This window comes from Mycobacterium sp. (assembly GCF_047975165.1).
Taxonomy (GTDB): Bacteria; Actinomycetota; Actinomycetes; order Mycobacteriales; family Mycobacteriaceae; genus Mycobacterium.
In genome coordinates, this window is sequence record NZ_JBKECZ010000009.1 from 1 (window position 1) to 17,686 (window position 17,686).

Sequence of the window (17,686 nt, forward strand, 5' to 3'; positions counted from 1 at the left end):
CGGCGGCAACGGCGGTAACGGCGGAAACGCCGGCGACGCCGGGGCTGGCGCAACCGATGATGGCGCCAAGGGCGGCGACGGCGGCAACGGCGGCAACGGTTCCGGGAGCCAAACGATCACGCCGGGGGATCGCAATGCCGGCAACGGCGGCTCCGGCGGCTGGGGCGGCAACGCCGGCATCGGCGGCACCGGCGGCGACGGCGGCATCGGCGGCACCGGCGGCAACGGCGGAACCGGCTGGAACGTTGGCATAAATACGGTTATCGAAGGTGGTCTCGCCGGTATTGGCGGCTACGGCGGTGATGGGGGTGGCGGCGCCACCGGCGGTCAGGGCGGTCTTGGCGGCCCCGGCGGCAACGGCGGCAATTCTCTGGGCGCTGCCGGCGGGGCCGGCGGCGCCATTCCCAATGCCGTGGGGGGCACAGGCGGCAATGGCGGTGCCGGTGGCCCCGGCGGCAACGGCGTGCGAGGCGGGCCCGGCGGCCCGGACGCCGGCACCGGCGGTAGTGGCGGTAATGGCGGCGGCGGCGGACAGGGTGGCCAAGGTGGGGGCTACAACGTGTCTGGCGCTACCGGCGGTATTGGCGGCGGCGGCGGAGGAGGAGGAGGCGGCGGATCCGCCTCCGCGGGCGGTGCCGGTGGTGACGGGGGTCCGGGCGGCGACGGCGGCAAAATGAACGGCGGCCCCGGTTCCGGCATCGGCGGCTACGGTGGCCCCGGCGGCGGAGGCGGCGGCAGCTCCAGCGGCCAGGGCGGCGTCGCCGGCAGCCCGGACGGCACGGGCGGGACTGTCGGTACCGGCGGGGCTGGCGGCACCGGCGGAAATTCCGGCGGTGACGGCGCCAGCGGCGCTGGACCCAGCGGTCAGACGGGCGGCGGCGCGGGTACCGCGGGCGCCGCGGGCGCACCGTAGCGCGGGTAGGAGTCCCGCACCCGGGCTACGGCACACCCGCGGGTGCGGCCACACCCGGCCGCCGGTGCCCCGCTGCGATACCGTTCATGGGTGAGTGTCGTCCTGCTCGACCATCCGCGGCCCGGGATCGCCCTGATCACCCTCAACCGTCCCGAGCGGATGAATTCGATGGCCTTCGACGTCATGGTGCCGCTGCGCCGGATACTGGAGGAGGTCACCACGGACAACTCGGTGCGGGTGGTGGTGCTCACCGGCGCCGGCCGGGGCTTCTCCTCGGGCGCCGACCACAAATCCGCCGGTGCGGTGCCGCACGTCGAGGGACTGACCAGGCCGACCTATGCGCTGCGATCCATGGAGATCCTCGACGACGTCATCCTCGCACTGCGGCGGCTGCACCAGCCGGTGATCGCCGCGGTCAACGGCGCGGCCATCGGCGGCGGCCTGTGTCTGGCCCTGGCCGCCGATATCCGGGTGGCCTCCAGCAGCGCCTACTTCCGGGCGGCCGGCATCAACAACGGCCTGACCGCCAGCGAACTGGGCTTGAGCTACCTGCTGCCCAGGGCGATCGGCTCCTCGCGGGCGTTCGAGATCATGCTGACCGGCCGCGACGTCAACGCCGAGGAGGCCGAGCGAATCGGCCTGGTCTCCTGCCAGGTCCCCGACGAACAACTGCTCGACACCTGCTACGCGATCGCCGCCCGGATAGCGGCGTTCTCCCGGCCCGGCCTCGAGTTGACCAAACGCACACTCTGGAGTGGACTGGACGCCGGTAGCCTTGAGGGGCACATGCACGCAGAGGGCCTGGGCCAGCTCTACGTCCGGCTGCTCACCTCCAACTTCGAAGAGGCGGTAGCCGCACGCGCCCAGCAGCGGCCGGCGGTGTTCACCGACGACACATAGGGAGCAGATGTGATCACGGCCACGGGCCTGGAGGTCCGCGCTGGGGCGCGCATCCTGCTCTCGCCGGACGGCCCGGACCTGCGCGTACAGCCCGGCGACCGGATCGGACTGGTCGGGCGCAACGGCGCCGGCAAGACCACCACCCTGCGCATCCTCGCCGGCGAGAGCGAACCCTACGCCGGTTTGCTCACCCGCACCGGTGACATCGGCTACCTGCCGCAGGACCCCAAAGAGGGCGACCTGGACCTGCTGGCGCGCGACCGCGTGCTGTCCGCGCGCGGCCTGGACACCCTGCTCACCGACCTGGAGAAGCAACAGGCACTGATGGCAGAGGTCGCCGACGACGACGCCCGGGACAGGGCAATCCGCCGCTACGGCCAGCTCGAAGAACGATTCATGGCACTCGGCGGCTACGGCGCCGAAAGCGAGGCCGGCCGCATCTGCGCGAGCCTCGGCCTGCCCGAACGCGTGCTGACCCAGCAGTTGGCCACGCTCTCGGGCGGTCAGCGGCGCCGCGTCGAACTCGCCCGCATCCTGTTCGCCGCCTCCGAAGGAGGGGCTGGGGCGTCGGGATCGCAGACGACGTTGCTGCTCGACGAGCCGACCAACCACCTCGACGCCGATTCGGTCGGCTGGCTCCGGGATTTCCTGCGCACCCACTCCGGCGGGCTGGTCATCATCAGCCACAACGTCGACCTGCTCGCCGACGTCGTCAACAAGGTCTGGTTCCTCGACGCCGTACGCGGCGAGGCCGACGTCTACAACATGGGCTGGCAGAAGTACCTCGATGCCCGGGCGACCGACGAACAGCGCCGCCGCCGCGAGCGAACCAACGCCGAACGCAAGGCCGCCGCACTGCGCACCCAGGCCGCGAAACTGGGCGCCAAGGCGACGAAAGCCGTTGCCGCCCAGAACATGCTGCGCCGGGCTGAGCGGATGATGGCCGCGCTGGACGACGAACGTGCCGCCGACCGGGTGGCCCGGATCAAGTTTCCCACCCCGCTGCCGTGCGGGCGCACACCGCTGGTGGCCACCGGGCTGAGCAAGGCCTACGGCTCGCTGGAGGTGTTCGCCGGTGTGGACCTGGCCATCGATCGCGGCTCCCGGGTGGTGGTGCTCGGACTCAACGGCGCCGGGAAGACCACCCTGCTGCGGGTGCTGGCCGGGGTAGAGACACCCGACACCGGCGCCCTGGAACCCGGACACGGATTGCGCATCGGCTATTTCGCTCAGGAGCACGACACCCTGGACAATGACGCCACCGTCTGGCAGAACATCCGCCACGCGGCACCGGAATCCGGTGAGCAGGATCTGCGCGGGCTGCTCGGCGCGTTCATGTTCAGCGGGTCGCAGCTGGACCAGCCGGCGGGCACGCTGTCCGGCGGCGAGAAAACCCGGCTCGCCCTGGCCGGCCTGGTCGCCTCCACCGCCAACGTGCTGCTACTGGATGAGCCCACCAACAACCTGGACCCGGCGTCGCGCGAACAGGTGCTCGACGCGCTGCGCAGCTACCACGGCGCGGTGGTGCTGGTGACACACGATCCCGGCGCCGCCGAGGCACTCGACCCGCAGCGGGTCCTGCTGCTGCCCGACGGCACCGAGGACTACTGGTCGCAGGACTACCGGGATCTCATCGAGCTGGCCTGAGCGGCGGTCGAACCGGCCCGGTCGGGCATCCGGCGGCGGCCGCACCCGATCACGTCTGTTCGGCGGCAGGGGTCCGCACGGAGTTCTCCACCAGGTCCAGCACCGCGGCCAGCCGCTGCGGATCCTCACCGGAGGCCAGCCGGGCGACCAAGCCGTCCAGCACCAGATCCAGGTAGCAGTGCAGCACGTCCGCGGACACGTCGTCGCGCACCCGCCCCGCCCGCTTCTGGCGGTGCAGGCGTTCGATGGTGGCCGTCTCCAGTGCGGCGGACCGCTGCGCCCAGCCGCGCCCGAACTCGGGGTCGTGGCGCACCTTGCGCGCGATCTCCAACCGGGTGGCCAGCCAGTCGAACTCCTCGGGTGCGGCGAGCATGTCCCGCATCACCTGGATCAGCCCCGAGCATGCGGCGACCTCGGCCATCCGCTGGGTGTCCTCGCGGGCCAGCGCCAGGAACAGCGCATCCTTGTCGCGAAAGTGGTGAAAGATCGCGCCGCGCGACAACCCGATCGTCTGCTCCAGCCGGCGCACGGTGGCCTGTTCGTAGCCGTGTTCGGCGAAGCACTCTCGGGCGCCGTCGAGGATCTGGCGGCGCCGTGCCTCCAGGTGGTCCTCGCTGACTTTGGGCACCGCGGGCCTGAGATTGTCCGCTAGCCGGATCGGAGCATGTTGCGCAGCACGTACTGCAGGATGCCGCCGTTGCGGTAGTAGTCGGCCTCGCCCGGGGTGTCGATGCGCACCACCGCGTCGAACCCGATCTTCGACCCGTCGGCCTTGGTGGCGGTCACCTGCACCGTCTTCGGTGTGGTGCCGCCGTTGAGCGCCTCGATGCCGGTGATGTCGTACACCTCGGTGCCGTCCAGCTTGAGCGATTTCGCCGACTCGCCCTCGGGGAACTGCAGCGGGATGACGCCCATGCCGATCAGGTTGGAGCGGTGGATGCGCTCGAAGGACTCGGTGATCACCGCGCGCACACCCAGCAGCAGGGTGCCCTTGGCCGCCCAGTCCCGCGAAGACCCCGAGCCGTACTCCTTGCCGCCCAGGACCACCAGCGGAATGTTCTGTGCCGCATCGTTTTGCGCCGCATCGAAGATGAACGCCTGCGGTGCGCCGTCCTTGGTGAAGTCGCGGGTGTAGCCGCCGGACACGTCGTCGAGCAACTGGTTGCGCAACCGGATGTTGGCGAACGTGCCGCGGATCATCACCTCGTGGTTGCCGCGCCGCGACCCCAGCGAGTTGAAGTCCTTCGGCGCCACCCCGTGCTCCTCCAGGTACTGCGCGGCGGGGGTGCCCTTCTTGATCGCCCCGGCCGGGGAGATGTGGTCGGTGGTCACCGAATCACCCAGCAGCGCAAGGACTCTCGCGCCGGTGATGTCGCTCACCGGCTCCGGCTCGGCGGGCATGCCGTCGAAGTACGGCGCCTTGCGCACATACGTCGAGTTGTCGTCCCACTCGAAGGTGTTGCCCTCCGGGGTCGGCAGCGAACGCCAGCGCTCGTCGCCCTTGAACACATCGGCGTAGGAGCTGGTGAACATGTCCCGGTTGATCGACGAGGCGATGGTCTCCTCGATCTCCTTGGTCGTCGGCCAGATGTCCTTGAGGTAGACGTCGTCGCCGTTGGTGTCGGTGCCCAGCGGGTCGTTCTCGAAGTCGAAGTCCATGGTTCCGGCTATGGCGTAGGCGATCACCAGCGGCGGCGAGGCCAGGTAGTTCATCTTCACGTCGGGGGAGATGCGGCCTTCGAAGTTGCGGTTACCCGACAGCACCGCGGTGACCGACAGGTCGTTATCGTTGACCGCCTTGGAGATCTCCTCGGGCAGCGGGCCGGTGTTGCCGATGCAGGTGGTGCAGCCGTAGCCGCCCAGGTAGAAGCCCAACTTCTCCAGATACGGCCACAGGCCGGCCTTCCGGTAGTAGTCGGTCACCACCTGCGAGCCCGGCGCCATGTTCGTCTTCACCCACGGCTTGGAGCTCAAGCCCTTCTCCACGGCGTTGCGGGCCAGCAGCGCCGCGCCGATCATCACCGACGGATTGGAGGTGTTGGTGCACGAGGTGATTCCGGCGACGGCGACCGCACCGTGGTCCACGATGAATTCGCCGCGGGCCGCTGAACTCACCTTGATCGGCTTGGAGGGCCGACCCGAGTGGCCGTTGGCGGCGCTGGGAATCACATCGACTGCGCCGTCGTCGGCGAAGGAGAGCACAGCGGGGTCACTGGCCGGGAAGGACTCCTCGAGCGCCTCGTCCAGGGAGGTCTCCGGTGCGGGGTGGTTCTCCTCGACATAGTTGTGGATGTCCTTGCGGAAGGCGACCTTGACCTCCGACAGCGGAATCCGGTCCTGCGGACGCTTGGGGCCGGCGATCGACGGCACCACCGTGGACAGGTCGAGCTCGAGATACTCCGAGTAGGTGGGCTCGTGGTCGGCGTCGTGCCACATCCCCTGCTCTTTGGCGTAGGCCTCGACGAGTGCGAGTTGCTCCTCGGTGCGGCCGGTGAGCTCAAGGTAGCGGATGGTCTCGTCGTCGATCGGGAAAATCGCCGCGGTGGAACCGAATTCGGGGCTCATATTGCCCAGGGTGGCGCGGTTGGCCAGCGGCACCTCGGCGACACCTCGGCCGTAGAACTCGACGAACTTGCCGACCACCCCGTGCTGGCGCAGCATGTCGGTGACGGTGAGCACGACGTCGGTCGCGGTCACCCCGGCGCTGATCTCACCGGTCAGTTTGAAGCCGACGACCCGGGGAATGAGCATCGAGACCGGCTGGCCGAGCATGGCGGCCTCGGCCTCGATACCGCCGACTCCCCAGCCGAGCACTCCCAGGCCGTTGACCATCGTGGTGTGGCTGTCGGTGCCCACGCAGGTGTCCGGGTAGGCCACACCGTCGCGGACCATGACGGTGCGGGCCAGGTATTCGATGTTGACCTGGTGCACGATCCCGGTGCCCGGCGGCACCGCCTTGAAGTCGTCGAAGGCTCCCTGGCCCCAGCGCAGGAACTGGTAGCGCTCGCCGTTGCGCTGGTACTCGAGTTCGACGTTGCGCTCGAACGCGTCGGCGCTGCCGAAGAAGTCCAGGATCACCGAGTGGTCGATGACCAGCTCGGCAGGCGCCAGCGGGTTCACCTTGGCCGGGTCGCCGCCGAGGTCCGCGACCGCTTCGCGCATGGTCGCCAGGTCGACGATGCACGGCACTCCGGTGAAGTCCTGCATGACCACGCGGGCGGGGGTGAATTGAATCTCGATGCTGGGGTTCGCGTTCGGGTCCCAGTTGGCGATCGCCTCGATGTGCTCTTTGGTGATGTTCGCACCGTCCTCGGTGCGCAGCAGATTCTCCGCGAGCACCTTGAGGCAGTAGGGGAGTTTCTTGGTACCGGGTACCGCGTCGAGTCGGTAGATCTGATAACTGTTGTCGCCGACCTTCAGGGTGTCACGTGCTCCGAATGAGTTCACCGAACTGCTAGTCACATCAACTCCCGGGATTAAGTTCTGTCCGCCGACCGGGCCGGGCCGACGGTGTCGCGCCGAAACACCGGCGCCACTGCAACAGTACGCATGTCCTGCAACGGTGGTACCGCCACTTCCCAGTTTCGTCGGATAATGCGCTCAAGGGAAGGGCGTTGCGCGGTTGGGGTGAAACACGGTTGGGCGGCCGGGGGCCGGGGGCCGGGACTGGGGCTGGGGACGCACTAGAGTGGGTGTCGCCGACGGGCCCGCAGCACCCGCGGCCATCGCCGCCACCCCTTGGCGTGGTCCAACACCACGTGCGTGCCGCCGACGGGCCCGCAGCACCCGCGGCCCGGGCGGGGCACACCGGCATTGTGGGTTTCGTGCCGGAGGAAGGACGAGATGACCGAACTGCAGCCGCCGCAGACGATCCCGTTGCTGCCCGAATTCATCCCGCAGGACGTCGACATGACGGCCATCCAGGCCGAGGTGGCAGCCGACGGCGTCGCCGCCGGGCCGGAAGTCGAGCCGGGTCTGCTCGAGATCGTCGACCATGCTCGCGACGACGGCATCACCCTCAAGATCGTGCTGCTCGACCACAACCCGCCCGTCGACACCGCGCTGCGCGACATCGCGACCGTCGTCGGCGCCGGCTATCCCGACTCCACCGTCCTGGTGCTCAGCCCCGGCTACGTCGGCACCTACAGCTCCCACTTCCCGCGGGTCACCCTCGAGGCCGGCGAGGATCACGCCAAGACCGGCATTCCGGTGCAGTCGGCACAGAATTTTCTTAATGAAATCAGTGCACCGGAGTTTCCCTGGACCGCAATGACGATTGTTTTATTGCTGGGCGTGTTTGCCGCCGCCGTTGGCACCCGGCTGCTGCGGCTGCGCGCCGGACAGTCAGCAACGCTTGATGGTGCCGGGAAGACCGCGCCGAGCACCGGCCCCTAGCCTTATCTGAGCTGCTCTGATCGCTTTATAGCGGTTCGCTCGGGCCGCGAGCCTCTCCTGGCAGCAAACTTCTCAGGTCACCGTTCGGTCACAGTAGATGCACGCCGAGAGTGCGATTTGTGACTTGCGTTTCATTAGCGAAAATCGTGACGTACGGTGCGAATGATGCTTCTGATGTCATTGGGTTTTCAGTGAAAACTGGCATCGTCCGTCCGGTTTAAGCAACAAGGAGACCCCAGTCCAATGAGACGGACACACCGTGGCTGCGCTTCACCAAGCAGCGCTTCACCGAACAGCGCTTCATCCGGCAGCGTTTCATCCACCGGTGACCGGCTGATACGACCAGCGGTTCCGGTGGTGCTGAGCGCAGTCCTCCTGCTGGGCACTCCCGAACTCGCCGGCGGTGTCGCGCAGGCCGAACCCGGGAGCGACTCCATTGCGGTGTTGATCGCCGACGTCGCCAGGGCCAACCAGCAACTGGAAGATCTGAGCGCCGCGGTCCAAATCGAGCAGGAGAGCGTCAACAAGGCACTGGTCGACGTCCAGGACGCCAGGGAACGCGCCGAGGCGGCCGCCGGCGAACTCGAGGACAGCCGCCAGGGCGTCGCCGACGCGGGCGCAGCCATCGCAGCGGCCCAGCACAGATTCGACGTCTTCGCCGCGGCCACCTACATGAACGGCCCCTCGGACGGCTATCTCACCGCACGCACTCCCGAGGACATGATCGCCGCCGCGTCGGCCGCCAGGGCGATGGCAGTGAGTGCACGCAACGTGCTGGGGAAACTGCAGCGCGCGCAGACCGAACAGCTGAACCGGGAGTCGGTGGCCCGGCTGGCCAAACAGAACGCCGACCGCGCTGCCGCCGACGCCCAGTCCAGCCAGGATGCCGCGGTGGCGGCGCTGGTGGACACCCGGCGCAAATTCGGCGAACAGCGCGAGGAAATCAACCGGCTGGCCGCACAGCGCGACGAGGCCGAAGCCAAACTCCAAACGGCCCGGCTCGCCACCTGGACCGCGGACGGCGGGCAGGGCACCCCGCCGGCCGACTGGGACACCGACCCCGGTGTGCGCGGCGGCCGGCGCTGGGACGGCTGGGATCCCAGCCTGCCGATGATTCCCAGCGCGAACGTGCTGGGTGACCCGGTCGCCGTCGTCAACCAGGTGCTGGGATATTCGATGACATCGGCCCAGGTCACCGCGCAAATGGGACGGAACTTCCTGGAGCAGCTGGGCATCCTCAAACCCACCGACACCGGAATCACCAACATGGCGGCCGGGACCCAGTCGGTCGGAATCCCGCGCGTCTACGGGAGCCAGGCGACGGAGTACGTCATCCGTCGCGGCATGGCCCAGATCGGGGTCCCCTATTCCTGGGGCGGCGGCAACGCCGCGGGTCCCAGCAGGGGGATCGACTCCGGGGCCGGAATCACCGGCTTCGACTGCTCGGGACTGGTCCTGTACTCGTTCGCCGGAGTGGGCATCAAGCTGCCGCACTATTCCGGGTCGCAGTACAACCTGGGCCGCAAGATCCCAACCTCGCAGATGCGCCGGGGCGACGTCATCTTCTACGGCCCGGGCGGCGCCCAGCACGTGGCCATCTACCTGGGCAGCGGTCAGATGCTCGAGGCTCCCGACATCGGTCTGAAGGTGCGCGTCGCGCCGGTCCGCACCAGCGGCATGACGCCCTTCGCGGTCCGCTATATCGAGCACTAGCGAGGTCCTATGCGCCACAAAAAGTTTCGCCCGATTCCGGTGTGGATAGCCGTCGTCGTCTCGGGAGTTTCGATCGCGGTTGCCGCCCCGGCGGCGGCCGACCCGGGCGAGTGGGATCCCACCTTGCCCGCGGCGGCCAGCGCGGGCGCTCCCGGTGATGCGCTGGCATTGGCCAGTGCGTCACTGCAGGCGACCGCCCAGGCTACCCAGACCACGCTCAACCTCGGTCAGCAGTTCCTCAGCAGCCTGGGTATCAACCTGGGCGGGACCCCGGCTCCGCCGACGGCGGCGGCGACGAGCATGCCCGGGGCACGGATTCCGCGGGCCAACGGCCGCCAGGCCATCGAGCACGTGATCCAGCGGGCCGGCTCGCAGATGGGCGTGCCCTACTCCTGGGGCGGAGGCACCCTGCAAGGCCCGGGCACCGGGGTGGACTCCGGCGCCAACACCGTCGGCTTCGACTGCTCGGGCCTGATGCGCTACGCGTTCGCCGGTGTGGGCGTGCTGATCCCGCGGTACTCCGGCGACCAGTACACCGCCGGACGCCACATCCCGCAGAACGAGGCCAGGCGCGGAGACCTGATCTTCTACGGCCCCGGCGGCAGCCAGCACGTCACCATGTACCTGGGCAACGGGAAGATGCTGGAGGCCTCCAGCCTGGCCGGCAAAGTGACGGTCAGCCCGGTGCGTACGCCCGGCATGACGCAGTACCTGACTAGGATCATCGAGTACTGAGCGGAGTGGGTTCGGCACACTGACACCGAGCGGGGGCGAGCCGAGCGATGGCCTCGCCGGGAACCGCGCGTCGACGGAATCCCGGACGCCTGGAATAGTTGGACACGGGCACGTCGCTGCCCCGCGATATCAGTCGCGAATGAGCTGTGGAGGGTTATTGATGACAACGGCAGGTGGCGGTTTCCCGGGCCAGGGTGCTCATTCGGTTGCGCCGACGCAGGCGGCATCCGCGGGGGGCGCAGGCGGAGCCGACGGGCTGGCCGCCGAGGTGCACACCCTGGAGCGCGCCATTTTCGAGGTCAAGCGGATCATCGTCGGCCAGGACCAGCTGGTCGAACGCATGCTGGTGGGTCTGCTCGCCAAGGGGCATGTGCTGCTCGAGGGCGTTCCGGGCGTCGCCAAGACACTGGCCGTCGAGACGTTCGCCCGGGTGGTCGGCGGGACGTTCTCCCGTATCCAGTTCACCCCCGACCTGGTGCCCACCGACATCATCGGTACCCGCATCTACCGGCAGGGCAAGGAGGAGTTCGACACCGAACTGGGCCCCGTGGTGGTCAACTTCCTGCTCGCCGACGAAATCAACCGTGCGCCCGCCAAGGTGCAGTCGGCCCTACTGGAAGTGATGGCCGAGCGGCACGTCTCCATCGGCGGCAAGACCTTCGCCCTGCCCAACCCGTTCCTGGTGATGGCCACCCAGAACCCGATCGAGCAGGAAGGTGTGTACCCGCTGCCCGAGGCGCAGCGCGACCGCTTCCTGTTCAAGATCAACGTCGGCTACCCGACGCCCGAAGAGGAACGCGAGATCATCTACCGCATGGGTGTCACCCCGCCCAGCCCCAAGCAGATCCTCGACACCGGCGACCTGCTGCGCCTGCAAGGGGTGGCCGCCAACAGCTTCGTGCACCACGCGCTGGTCGACTACGTCGTCCGGGTGGTGATGGCCACCCGGCATCCCGAGCAGCTGGGCATGAACGACGTCAAGACCTGGATCGCCTTCGGCGCCTCGCCGCGAGCCTCGCTGGGCATCATCGCCGCCGCCCGGGCGCTGGCCCTTGTCCGCGGGCGCGACTACGTGATCCCGCAGGACATCGTCGACGTCATCCCCGACGTGCTGCGGCACCGGCTGGTGCTCACCTACGACGCTTTGGCCGACGAGATCACCTCGGAGACCGTCATCAACCGCGTGCTGCAGACGGTGGCCCTGCCGCAGGTGAATGCGGTTCCCCAACAAGGACATTCGGTGGGCCCGGTGATGCAGGGCGCCGCTGCGGCGGCTGGCGGTCGGTGACCGGCGCGAAACCCGGTGCGGACGCCGTCCGCCAGCCACCCTCGATGATGCGCGGCACCATCGAGGATCCGAAGCTGTCCGCGGCACTGCGCACCCTGGAGCTGACGGTCAGCCGCAAGCTGGACGGCATCCTGCACGGCGATCACCTCGGGCTCATCCCGGGGCCGGGCAGCGAGCCGGGGGAGTCGCGCATCTACCAGCCCGGCGACGACGTGCGCCGGATGGACTGGGCGGTCACGGCACGAACCACCCATCCGCACGTCCGACAGATGATCGCCGACCGCGAGCTGGAGACGTGGCTGGTGGTGGACATGTCGGCCAGCCTGGACTTCGGCACCACCACCTGCGAGAAGCGCGATCTGGCCGTGGCGGCGGCAGCTGCCATCTGCTATCTCAACGTCGGCGGCGGCAACCGCCTCGGTGCGCTGGTGTCCAACGGCGCCGACACGATCCGGGTGCCGGCGCGCTCGGGCCGCGAGCATGTGCAGACGCTGCTGCGGACCATTGCGACCACGCCGAAGGCCGCTGTCGGAGTGCGCGGCGACCTCGCCGCGACCATCGACGCACTGCGCCGCCCGGAGCGCCGCCGCGGCATGGCGGTGATCATCAGCGACTTCCTCGGGCCGATCAACTGGATGCGCCCGCTGCGGGCGATCTCCGCACGCCACGAGGTGCTGGCCGTGGAGGTGCTCGATCCGCGGGACGTCGAGCTGCCCGACATCGGCGACGTGGTCCTGCAGGACGCCGAATCCGGTGCGGTACGCGAATTCACCATCGACACCCAGCTGCAGACCGATTTCGCCAGGGCCGCGGCCGCTCACCGCGCCGAAGTGGCGCGCACCATCCGGGGCTGCGGGGCGCCGGTGATGACGCTTCGCACCGACCGCGACTGGATAGGTGACATCGTCCGCTTCGTGTCCCACCGGCGGCGCGGCGCGATGGCGGGACGCCGGTGACCGATTCCTACGACGTGACGGGTCTGCTATGACGTTGCCGATGCTGGGGCCGATGACGCTGGGCGGCTTCGCGCATTCCTGGTTCTTCCTGTTCCTGTTCGTCGTGGCCGGGCTGGTGGCACTGTATGTGATGCTGCAACTCTCGCGGCAGCGCCGCATGCTGCGGTTCGCCAACATGGAACTGCTGGAAAGCGTTGCGCCCAAACGCCCTTCGGAGTGGCGGCACCTGCCGGCGATCCTGCTGGCGGTGTCGCTGGTGCTGCTCACCATCGCAATGGCCGGCCCGACGCACGACGTGCGGATTCCGCGCAACCGTGCGGTGGTGATGCTGGTGATCGACGTGTCGCAGTCGATGCGTGCCACCGACGTCGAGCCGAACCGGATGGTCGCAGCGCAGGAGGCGGCCAAGCAGTTCGCCGACGAACTCACCCCCGGGATCAACCTGGGCCTGATCTCCTATGCCGGCACCGCGACCGTATTGGTGTCGCCGACGACCAACCGGGAAGCGACCAAGGCCGCGCTGGACAAGCTGCAGTTCGCCGACCGCACCGCCACCGGGGAGGGAATCTTCACCGCGCTGCAGGCGATCGCCACCGTCGGCGCCGTGATCGGCGGCGGTGACACCCCGCCGCCCGCGCGCATCGTGCTGTTCTCCGACGGCAAGGAGACGATGCCGACCAACCCCGACAATCCCAAGGGGGCCTTCACCGCCGCGCGCACCGCCAAGGACCAGGGCATCCCGATCTCCACCATCTCCTTCGGCACCCCGTACGGCTTCGTCGAAATCAACGATCAGCGCCAGCCGGTGCCCGTCGACGACGCCACCCTGAAGAAGGTCGCCCAGCTCTCCGGCGGCAATGCCTACAACGCCGCCACGCTGGCGGAGCTGAACGCGGTCTATGCGTCGTTGCAGCAGCAGATCGGCTACGAGACCATCAGGGGCGACGCGAGCACGGGCTGGCTGCGACTGGGGGCGTTGGTGCTGGCGCTGGCGGGGCTGGCGGCGCTGCTGATCAACCGCCGCCTGCCTGCCTGAGTCTTGGCCAGGGGTTGGCCCGTGCGCCCTGCCCTCGGCCCTTTTCTATCAGCCCCTCGCCCCTCGCCCCTCGCCCCTCGCCCTTTTCCCTCGCCCCTCGCCCCTCGCCCCTGGCCCTTTCCCTCGCCCCTCGCCTCTGGCCCTCTTCCCTCGCGAGCGTAACGTGGGTGCGAATTTTGGCCCGGAAATCCGCACTGGCGTTACGCTCGCGGCGCGGGGCGCTCGGCGCGCGGGGCTTGGGGTGCGGGGGGCGCGGGAGGCGTTCGCGGTTCGGGGCGCGGCGCTAACGGCGGGGGCCGGCAGCTCGCTATCCGCCCCGCTGCGCGCGGGCTGCGGCAACCCGCTGGATGATGTCGTCGGGATGATGCTGGGCGACTACCCGAATCACGATCCACCCGTACTGTTGGGTCAGCTTCTCCAAGCGATCGATGTCGTTCATCACCTGATAGCCGCTGCCCCAGTGGTGTCCGCCGTCGTACTCGACTGCGACCTTGACGTCTTCCCAGCCCATGTCCAGGAATGCCTCGGTCCAACCCCAAATGTTGCGCACTGGAATCTGCGTCTGGGGAGCCGGAAAACCCGCCCGAATCAACAGCAGGCGCAGCCAGGTTTCCTTCGGCGACTGTGCCCCGCCGTCGGCCAACCCCAGTGAGCGCCTGGCAGATTTCATGCCTCGCCGGCCCCGGTAGCGGTCGGCCAGGAGCTCGACATCGGCCATCTTCACCTTGGTTGCCTGCAGCAAGGCATCGACGGAGGCCACGGCTAAATCCTCGGGATAGCGCCGCGCCAGATCCAGCGCGGTGCGTGGCGCGGTGGTGACCGGCATCCCGTCGATAACGTCGATTTCGTCGGGTTCGATGCGCTCTTCCCAGATCTGTGCCCCGGGAGTCGGCCGACGATTGGTGTCGATGATCGCCGCGGGATGTCGAGCGTCGATCCATTTGGACCCGTGCATGGCCGATGCGGAGAAGCCGGCTAGGACCCCGCGTCGTCGTGAACGCAGCCAGAGGGCCTGGGCGTACAACCGCGGGGTCAATTCCGCATCGTCGGGAACATAGACGTCGTTGTGCAGCGTGCGGTAGCGGTTGCGGAGTTGATGGGGTTTGAGTAGGCGGGCAGCACGGGCCTCGCTGCCCAGAAATGGGTCAGTCATGGCCACAGTGTGCGTGCACCCACCGACAACGTGACGCGCCCGCCGCGAGCGTAACGCCAGTGCGAATTTGAGCGCGTGAATTCGCACTGGCGTTACGCTCGCGGTGGGAAGGGGGCCGAGGAGCGCCTAGGGGTGCCGACGGCCGGTGGGAAGGGGGCCGAGGAGCGCCTAGGAGCGCCGACGGCCGGCGACGCGGCCCCGACACGGCCCCGACGGACCCCGACACGGCCCGCAAAGTGGGGGAGATTGCGGGGCAATCACCGCTAGGCGCTAGGTTGGCGGGGTGACTGACACAGCCGCCGACACGACCACCGAGGCCACCCCCGGCGGCGGAAAGCCCCCATTCATCGCCCGTTCGGTCCTGGTCACCGGAGGTAACAGGGGGATCGGGCTGGCGATAGCCCAACGACTGGCCGCCGACGGCCACAAGGTCGCTGTCACCCACCGCGGATCCGGAGTGCCCGAGGGAATGTTCGGCGTGCAGTGCGACGTCACCGACAACGACGCCGTCGACCGGGCCTTCAAAGAGATCGAAGAGCACCAGGGCTCCGTTGAGGTGCTGGTGTCCAATGCGGGCCTGTCCGCGGACGCGTTCCTGATCCGGATGACCGAGGAGAGGTTCGAAAAGGTCATCGACACCAACCTCACCGGTGCTTTCCGGGTCGCCCAGCGTGCGGCGCGCAGTATGCAGCGAAAGAAGTTCGGGCGGATGATCTTCATCGGCTCGGTCTCGGGCAGCTGGGGGATCGGCAACCAGACCAACTACGCGGCGTCCAAGGCCGGCGTGATCGGCATGGCCCGCTCCATTGCCCGAGAACTGTCCAAAGTCAATGTGACCGCCAATGTGGTGGCCCCCGGCTACATCGACACCGACATGACCCGCGCGCTCGACGAGCGGAGCCAGGCGGGGGCGCTGGATTTCATCCCGGCCAAGCGGATCGGCACCGCCGCCGAGGTGGCCGGGGTTGTCAGCTTCCTGGCCTCCGAAGATGCCAGTTACGTCTCCGGTGCGGTGATCCCGGTCGACGGCGGCATGGGCATGGGCCACTGACGTCGGGCCCGCAGACGACGAAAACACCGAATTAAGGACGGACCGGATATGGCAGGACTGCTCGAAGGAAAACGAATCCTGGTATCCGGGATCATCACCGACTCGTCGATCGCGTTCCACATCGCCCGCGTGGCCCAGGAACAGGGCGCCGAGCTGGTGCTCACCGGATTTCAGCGGATGCGCCTGATCCAGCGCATCGCCGACCGGCTTCCGGAGAAGGCCCCGCTGATCGAACTCGACGTGCAGAACGAGGAGCACCTGGCCGGCCTGGCCGACCGGGTGCGGGCTGAGATCGGCGCCGAGGCGAATCTCGACGGCGTGGTGCACTCGATCGGCTTCATGCCGCAGACCGGGATGGGTGTCAACCCGTTCTTCGACGCCCCCTACGAAGACGTGGCCAAGGGCATCCACATTTCCGCCTACTCCTACGCCTCACTGGCAAAAGCCCTGCTGCCGATCGTGAACAGCGGCGGCTGCATCGTGGGCATGGATTTCGACCCCACCCGCGCAATGCCGGCCTACAACTGGATGACGGTGGCCAAGAGCGCACTGGAGTCGGTGAACCGGTTCGTCGCTCGGGAGGCCGGCAAGGTCGGGGTTCGCTCCAATCTTGTTGCCGCAGGCCCTATCCGAACGTTGGCGATGAGCGCCATCGTCGGCGGTGCGCTCGGCGAGGAGGCCGGCGCCCAGATGAAGTTGCTGGAGGAAGGTTGGGATCAGCGTGCCCCGATCGGCTGGGACATGAAGGACCCCACCCCGGTGGCCAAGACGGTGTGCGCGCTGCTGTCGGACTGGCTGCCGGCGACGACGGGCGACATCATCTACGCCGACGGTGGTGCGCACACCCAATTGCTTTAGCAAGCAATGGAATTCGACGCGGTCCTGCTGCTGTCCTTCGGGGGCCCGGAGGGGCCCGAGCAGGTTCGGCCATTCCTGGAGAACGTGACGCGCGGTCGCGATGTGCCGCCGGAGCGGCTTGACGTCGTCGCCGAGCATTACCTGCATTTCGGCGGGGTGTCGCCGATCAACGGCATCAATCGCTCGCTGGTGGCGCAGCTGCGGGCCGAACAGGACCTTCCCGTCTACTTCGGGAACCGCAACTGGGAGCCTTACATTGAGGACACCGTCAGCACCATGCGTGACGACGGGGTCAAATGTGCCGCGGTATTCGTCACCTCGGCGTGGAGCGGCTACTCCGGTTGCGTGCAGTACGTCGAGGACATCGCCCGGGCGCGGCGCGTGGTGGGCGAGGACGCTCCCGAATTGGTCAAGCTGCGCACGTACTTCGACCATCCGCTGTTCGTGGAGATTTTCGTCGACGCCGTTGCCGCGGCCGCCGCAACGGTATCGGAGAATGCCCGGCTGGTGTTCACTGCGCACTCCATTCCGATCGCCGCCGACCAGCGCTGCGGCCCCGGCCTCTATAGTCGCCAAGTTTCTTATGCCGCAAGGCTTATCGCGACCGCCGCCGGGTATCCGGATTACGATCTGGCTTGGCAGTCCAGGTCGGGTTCGCCGCGGGTACCGTGGCTGGAGCCCGACGTCGCCGATCATCTTCGGGCGTTGTCCGCTGCGGGCACAGAGCCGGTGATCGTCTGTCCGATCGGGTTCGTCGCCGACCACATGGAAGTGGTGTGGGATCTCGACCACGAGTTGCGCCTGCAGGCCGAGACCACCGGGATCGAGTTCGTGCGCACACGAACTCCCAGCTCCGACCCGCGGTTCGCCCGGCTGGCAGCCGATCTGATCGACGAACTACGCGGCGGCGGAGCGCCCAACAGGGCCGAAGGAGCCGAACCGGTTCCCGGCTGCCTGGCCGGCAAAAACGGCCGGGTGTGCGGTCCGCCGCATTGCGCGGCGCCGACGTGGTCGGAAACGAAAACGTCTGGCTAGGAACTG

General features: G+C 68.4%; 15 protein-coding genes. 12 read left to right on the top strand and 3 right to left on the bottom strand.

Annotation, left to right across the window (positions count from 1 at the left end; genetic code table 11):
• From ACK5M9_RS00590 to ACK5M9_RS00600, 3 genes are all read left to right on the top strand, one after another.
• Positions 1 to 913 (top strand): hypothetical protein (locus tag ACK5M9_RS00590; protein WP_416891270.1); only part of this gene is annotated, 913 nt, incomplete at its 5' end.
• 42 nt (positions 914 to 955) lie between these two features.
• Positions 956 to 1,813, top strand: coding sequence for an enoyl-CoA hydratase (locus ACK5M9_RS00595; protein WP_416891271.1), 858 nt, complete (start codon positions 956 to 958; stop codon positions 1,811 to 1,813).
• Between the two features lie 9 nt (positions 1,814 to 1,822).
• Complete coding sequence (locus tag ACK5M9_RS00600; protein ID WP_416891272.1) at positions 1,823 to 3,460, top strand: ABC-F family ATP-binding cassette domain-containing protein; 1,638 nt, start codon at positions 1,823 to 1,825, stop codon at positions 3,458 to 3,460.
• A gap of 49 nt (positions 3,461 to 3,509) precedes the next feature.
• Here ACK5M9_RS00600 and ACK5M9_RS00605 read toward each other — a convergent pair whose 3' ends face one another.
• Complete coding sequence (locus ACK5M9_RS00605; protein WP_416891273.1) at positions 3,510 to 4,088, bottom strand: TetR/AcrR family transcriptional regulator; 579 nt, start codon at positions 4,086 to 4,088, stop codon at positions 3,510 to 3,512.
• 20 nt (positions 4,089 to 4,108) lie between these two features.
• Complete coding sequence (locus ACK5M9_RS00610) at positions 4,109 to 6,922, bottom strand: aconitate hydratase (protein WP_416891274.1); 2,814 nt, start codon at positions 6,920 to 6,922, stop codon at positions 4,109 to 4,111.
• 381 nt (positions 6,923 to 7,303) lie between these two features.
• Here ACK5M9_RS00610 and ACK5M9_RS00615 point away from each other — a divergent pair, with 381 nt between their 5' ends.
• The 6 genes from ACK5M9_RS00615 to ACK5M9_RS00640 all read left to right on the top strand — a co-directional run bounded on the left by ACK5M9_RS00615 (position 7,304) and on the right by ACK5M9_RS00640 (position 13,583).
• Entirely contained in the window at positions 7,304 to 7,855 is a 552-nt protein-coding gene (locus tag ACK5M9_RS00615) for a DUF6676 family protein (protein ID WP_416891275.1), read from the top strand.
• A gap of 243 nt (positions 7,856 to 8,098) precedes the next feature.
• Positions 8,099 to 9,568: an NlpC/P60 family peptidoglycan endopeptidase RipA gene (gene ripA / locus ACK5M9_RS00620; RefSeq protein WP_416891276.1), complete on the top strand. Its 1,470-nt coding sequence runs from the start codon at positions 8,099 to 8,101 to the stop codon at positions 9,566 to 9,568.
• A gap of 9 nt (positions 9,569 to 9,577) precedes the next feature.
• Positions 9,578 to 10,303, top strand: a complete 726-nt coding sequence (ripB, locus tag ACK5M9_RS00625) for an NlpC/P60 family peptidoglycan endopeptidase RipB (RefSeq protein ID WP_416891277.1) — start codon at positions 9,578 to 9,580, stop codon at positions 10,301 to 10,303.
• Between the two features lie 160 nt (positions 10,304 to 10,463).
• Complete coding sequence (locus ACK5M9_RS00630) at positions 10,464 to 11,591, top strand: AAA family ATPase (protein ID WP_416891278.1); 1,128 nt, start codon at positions 10,464 to 10,466, stop codon at positions 11,589 to 11,591.
• 44 nt (positions 11,592 to 11,635) lie between these two features.
• Complete coding sequence (locus ACK5M9_RS00635; RefSeq protein WP_416891294.1) at positions 11,636 to 12,547, top strand: DUF58 domain-containing protein; 912 nt, start codon at positions 11,636 to 11,638, stop codon at positions 12,545 to 12,547.
• A gap of 28 nt (positions 12,548 to 12,575) precedes the next feature.
• Complete coding sequence (locus ACK5M9_RS00640) at positions 12,576 to 13,583, top strand: VWA domain-containing protein (RefSeq protein ID WP_416891279.1); 1,008 nt, start codon at positions 12,576 to 12,578, stop codon at positions 13,581 to 13,583.
• Between the two features lie 307 nt (positions 13,584 to 13,890).
• Here ACK5M9_RS00640 and ACK5M9_RS00645 read toward each other — a convergent pair whose 3' ends face one another.
• The gene (locus ACK5M9_RS00645) at positions 13,891 to 14,736 is read right to left on the bottom strand and encodes a hypothetical protein (RefSeq protein WP_416891280.1); all 846 of its coding nucleotides are present in this window, start codon (positions 14,734 to 14,736) and stop codon (positions 13,891 to 13,893) included.
• Positions 14,737 to 15,019: 283 nt separating this feature from the next.
• Between ACK5M9_RS00645 and fabG1 the strand changes: the two genes are divergently transcribed.
• From fabG1 to ACK5M9_RS00660, 3 genes are read left to right on the top strand one after another with little or no spacing between them, the layout of a single operon-like run.
• On the top strand, positions 15,020 to 15,787 hold the full coding sequence (gene fabG1, locus ACK5M9_RS00650; protein WP_416891281.1) for a 3-oxoacyl-ACP reductase FabG1: 768 nt from the start codon (positions 15,020 to 15,022) through the stop codon (positions 15,785 to 15,787).
• 48 nt (positions 15,788 to 15,835) lie between these two features.
• The gene (inhA, locus tag ACK5M9_RS00655) at positions 15,836 to 16,645 is read left to right on the top strand and encodes an NADH-dependent enoyl-ACP reductase InhA (protein ID WP_416891282.1); all 810 of its coding nucleotides are present in this window, start codon (positions 15,836 to 15,838) and stop codon (positions 16,643 to 16,645) included.
• A 6-nt stretch (positions 16,646 to 16,651) separates the two neighbouring features.
• On the top strand, positions 16,652 to 17,680 hold the full coding sequence (locus tag ACK5M9_RS00660; RefSeq protein ID WP_416891283.1) for a ferrochelatase: 1,029 nt from the start codon (positions 16,652 to 16,654) through the stop codon (positions 17,678 to 17,680).
• Positions 17,681 to 17,686 lie beyond the last annotated feature (6 nt).

Bases quoted from the DNA above. Each gene is read 5' to 3' on its own strand.
- ripB (WP_416891277.1), top strand. From the start codon at position 9,578: ATGCGCCACAAAAAGTTTCGCCCGATTCCGGTGTGGATAGCCGTCGTC.
- ACK5M9_RS00635 (WP_416891294.1), top strand. From the start codon at position 11,636: ATGATGCGCGGCACCATCGAGGATCCGAAGCTGTCCGCGGCACTGCGC.
- ACK5M9_RS00630 (WP_416891278.1), top strand. From the start codon at position 10,464: ATGACAACGGCAGGTGGCGGTTTCCCGGGCCAGGGTGCTCATTCGGTT.
- ripA (WP_416891276.1), top strand. From the start codon at position 8,099: ATGAGACGGACACACCGTGGCTGCGCTTCACCAAGCAGCGCTTCACCG.
- ACK5M9_RS00640 (WP_416891279.1), top strand. From the start codon at position 12,576: ATGACGTTGCCGATGCTGGGGCCGATGACGCTGGGCGGCTTCGCGCAT.
- ACK5M9_RS00645 (WP_416891280.1), bottom strand. From the start codon at position 14,736: ATGACTGACCCATTTCTGGGCAGCGAGGCCCGTGCTGCCCGCCTACTC.
- ACK5M9_RS00660 (WP_416891283.1), top strand. From the start codon at position 16,652: ATGGAATTCGACGCGGTCCTGCTGCTGTCCTTCGGGGGCCCGGAGGGG.
- ACK5M9_RS00615 (WP_416891275.1), top strand. From the start codon at position 7,304: ATGACCGAACTGCAGCCGCCGCAGACGATCCCGTTGCTGCCCGAATTC.
- inhA (WP_416891282.1), top strand. From the start codon at position 15,836: ATGGCAGGACTGCTCGAAGGAAAACGAATCCTGGTATCCGGGATCATC.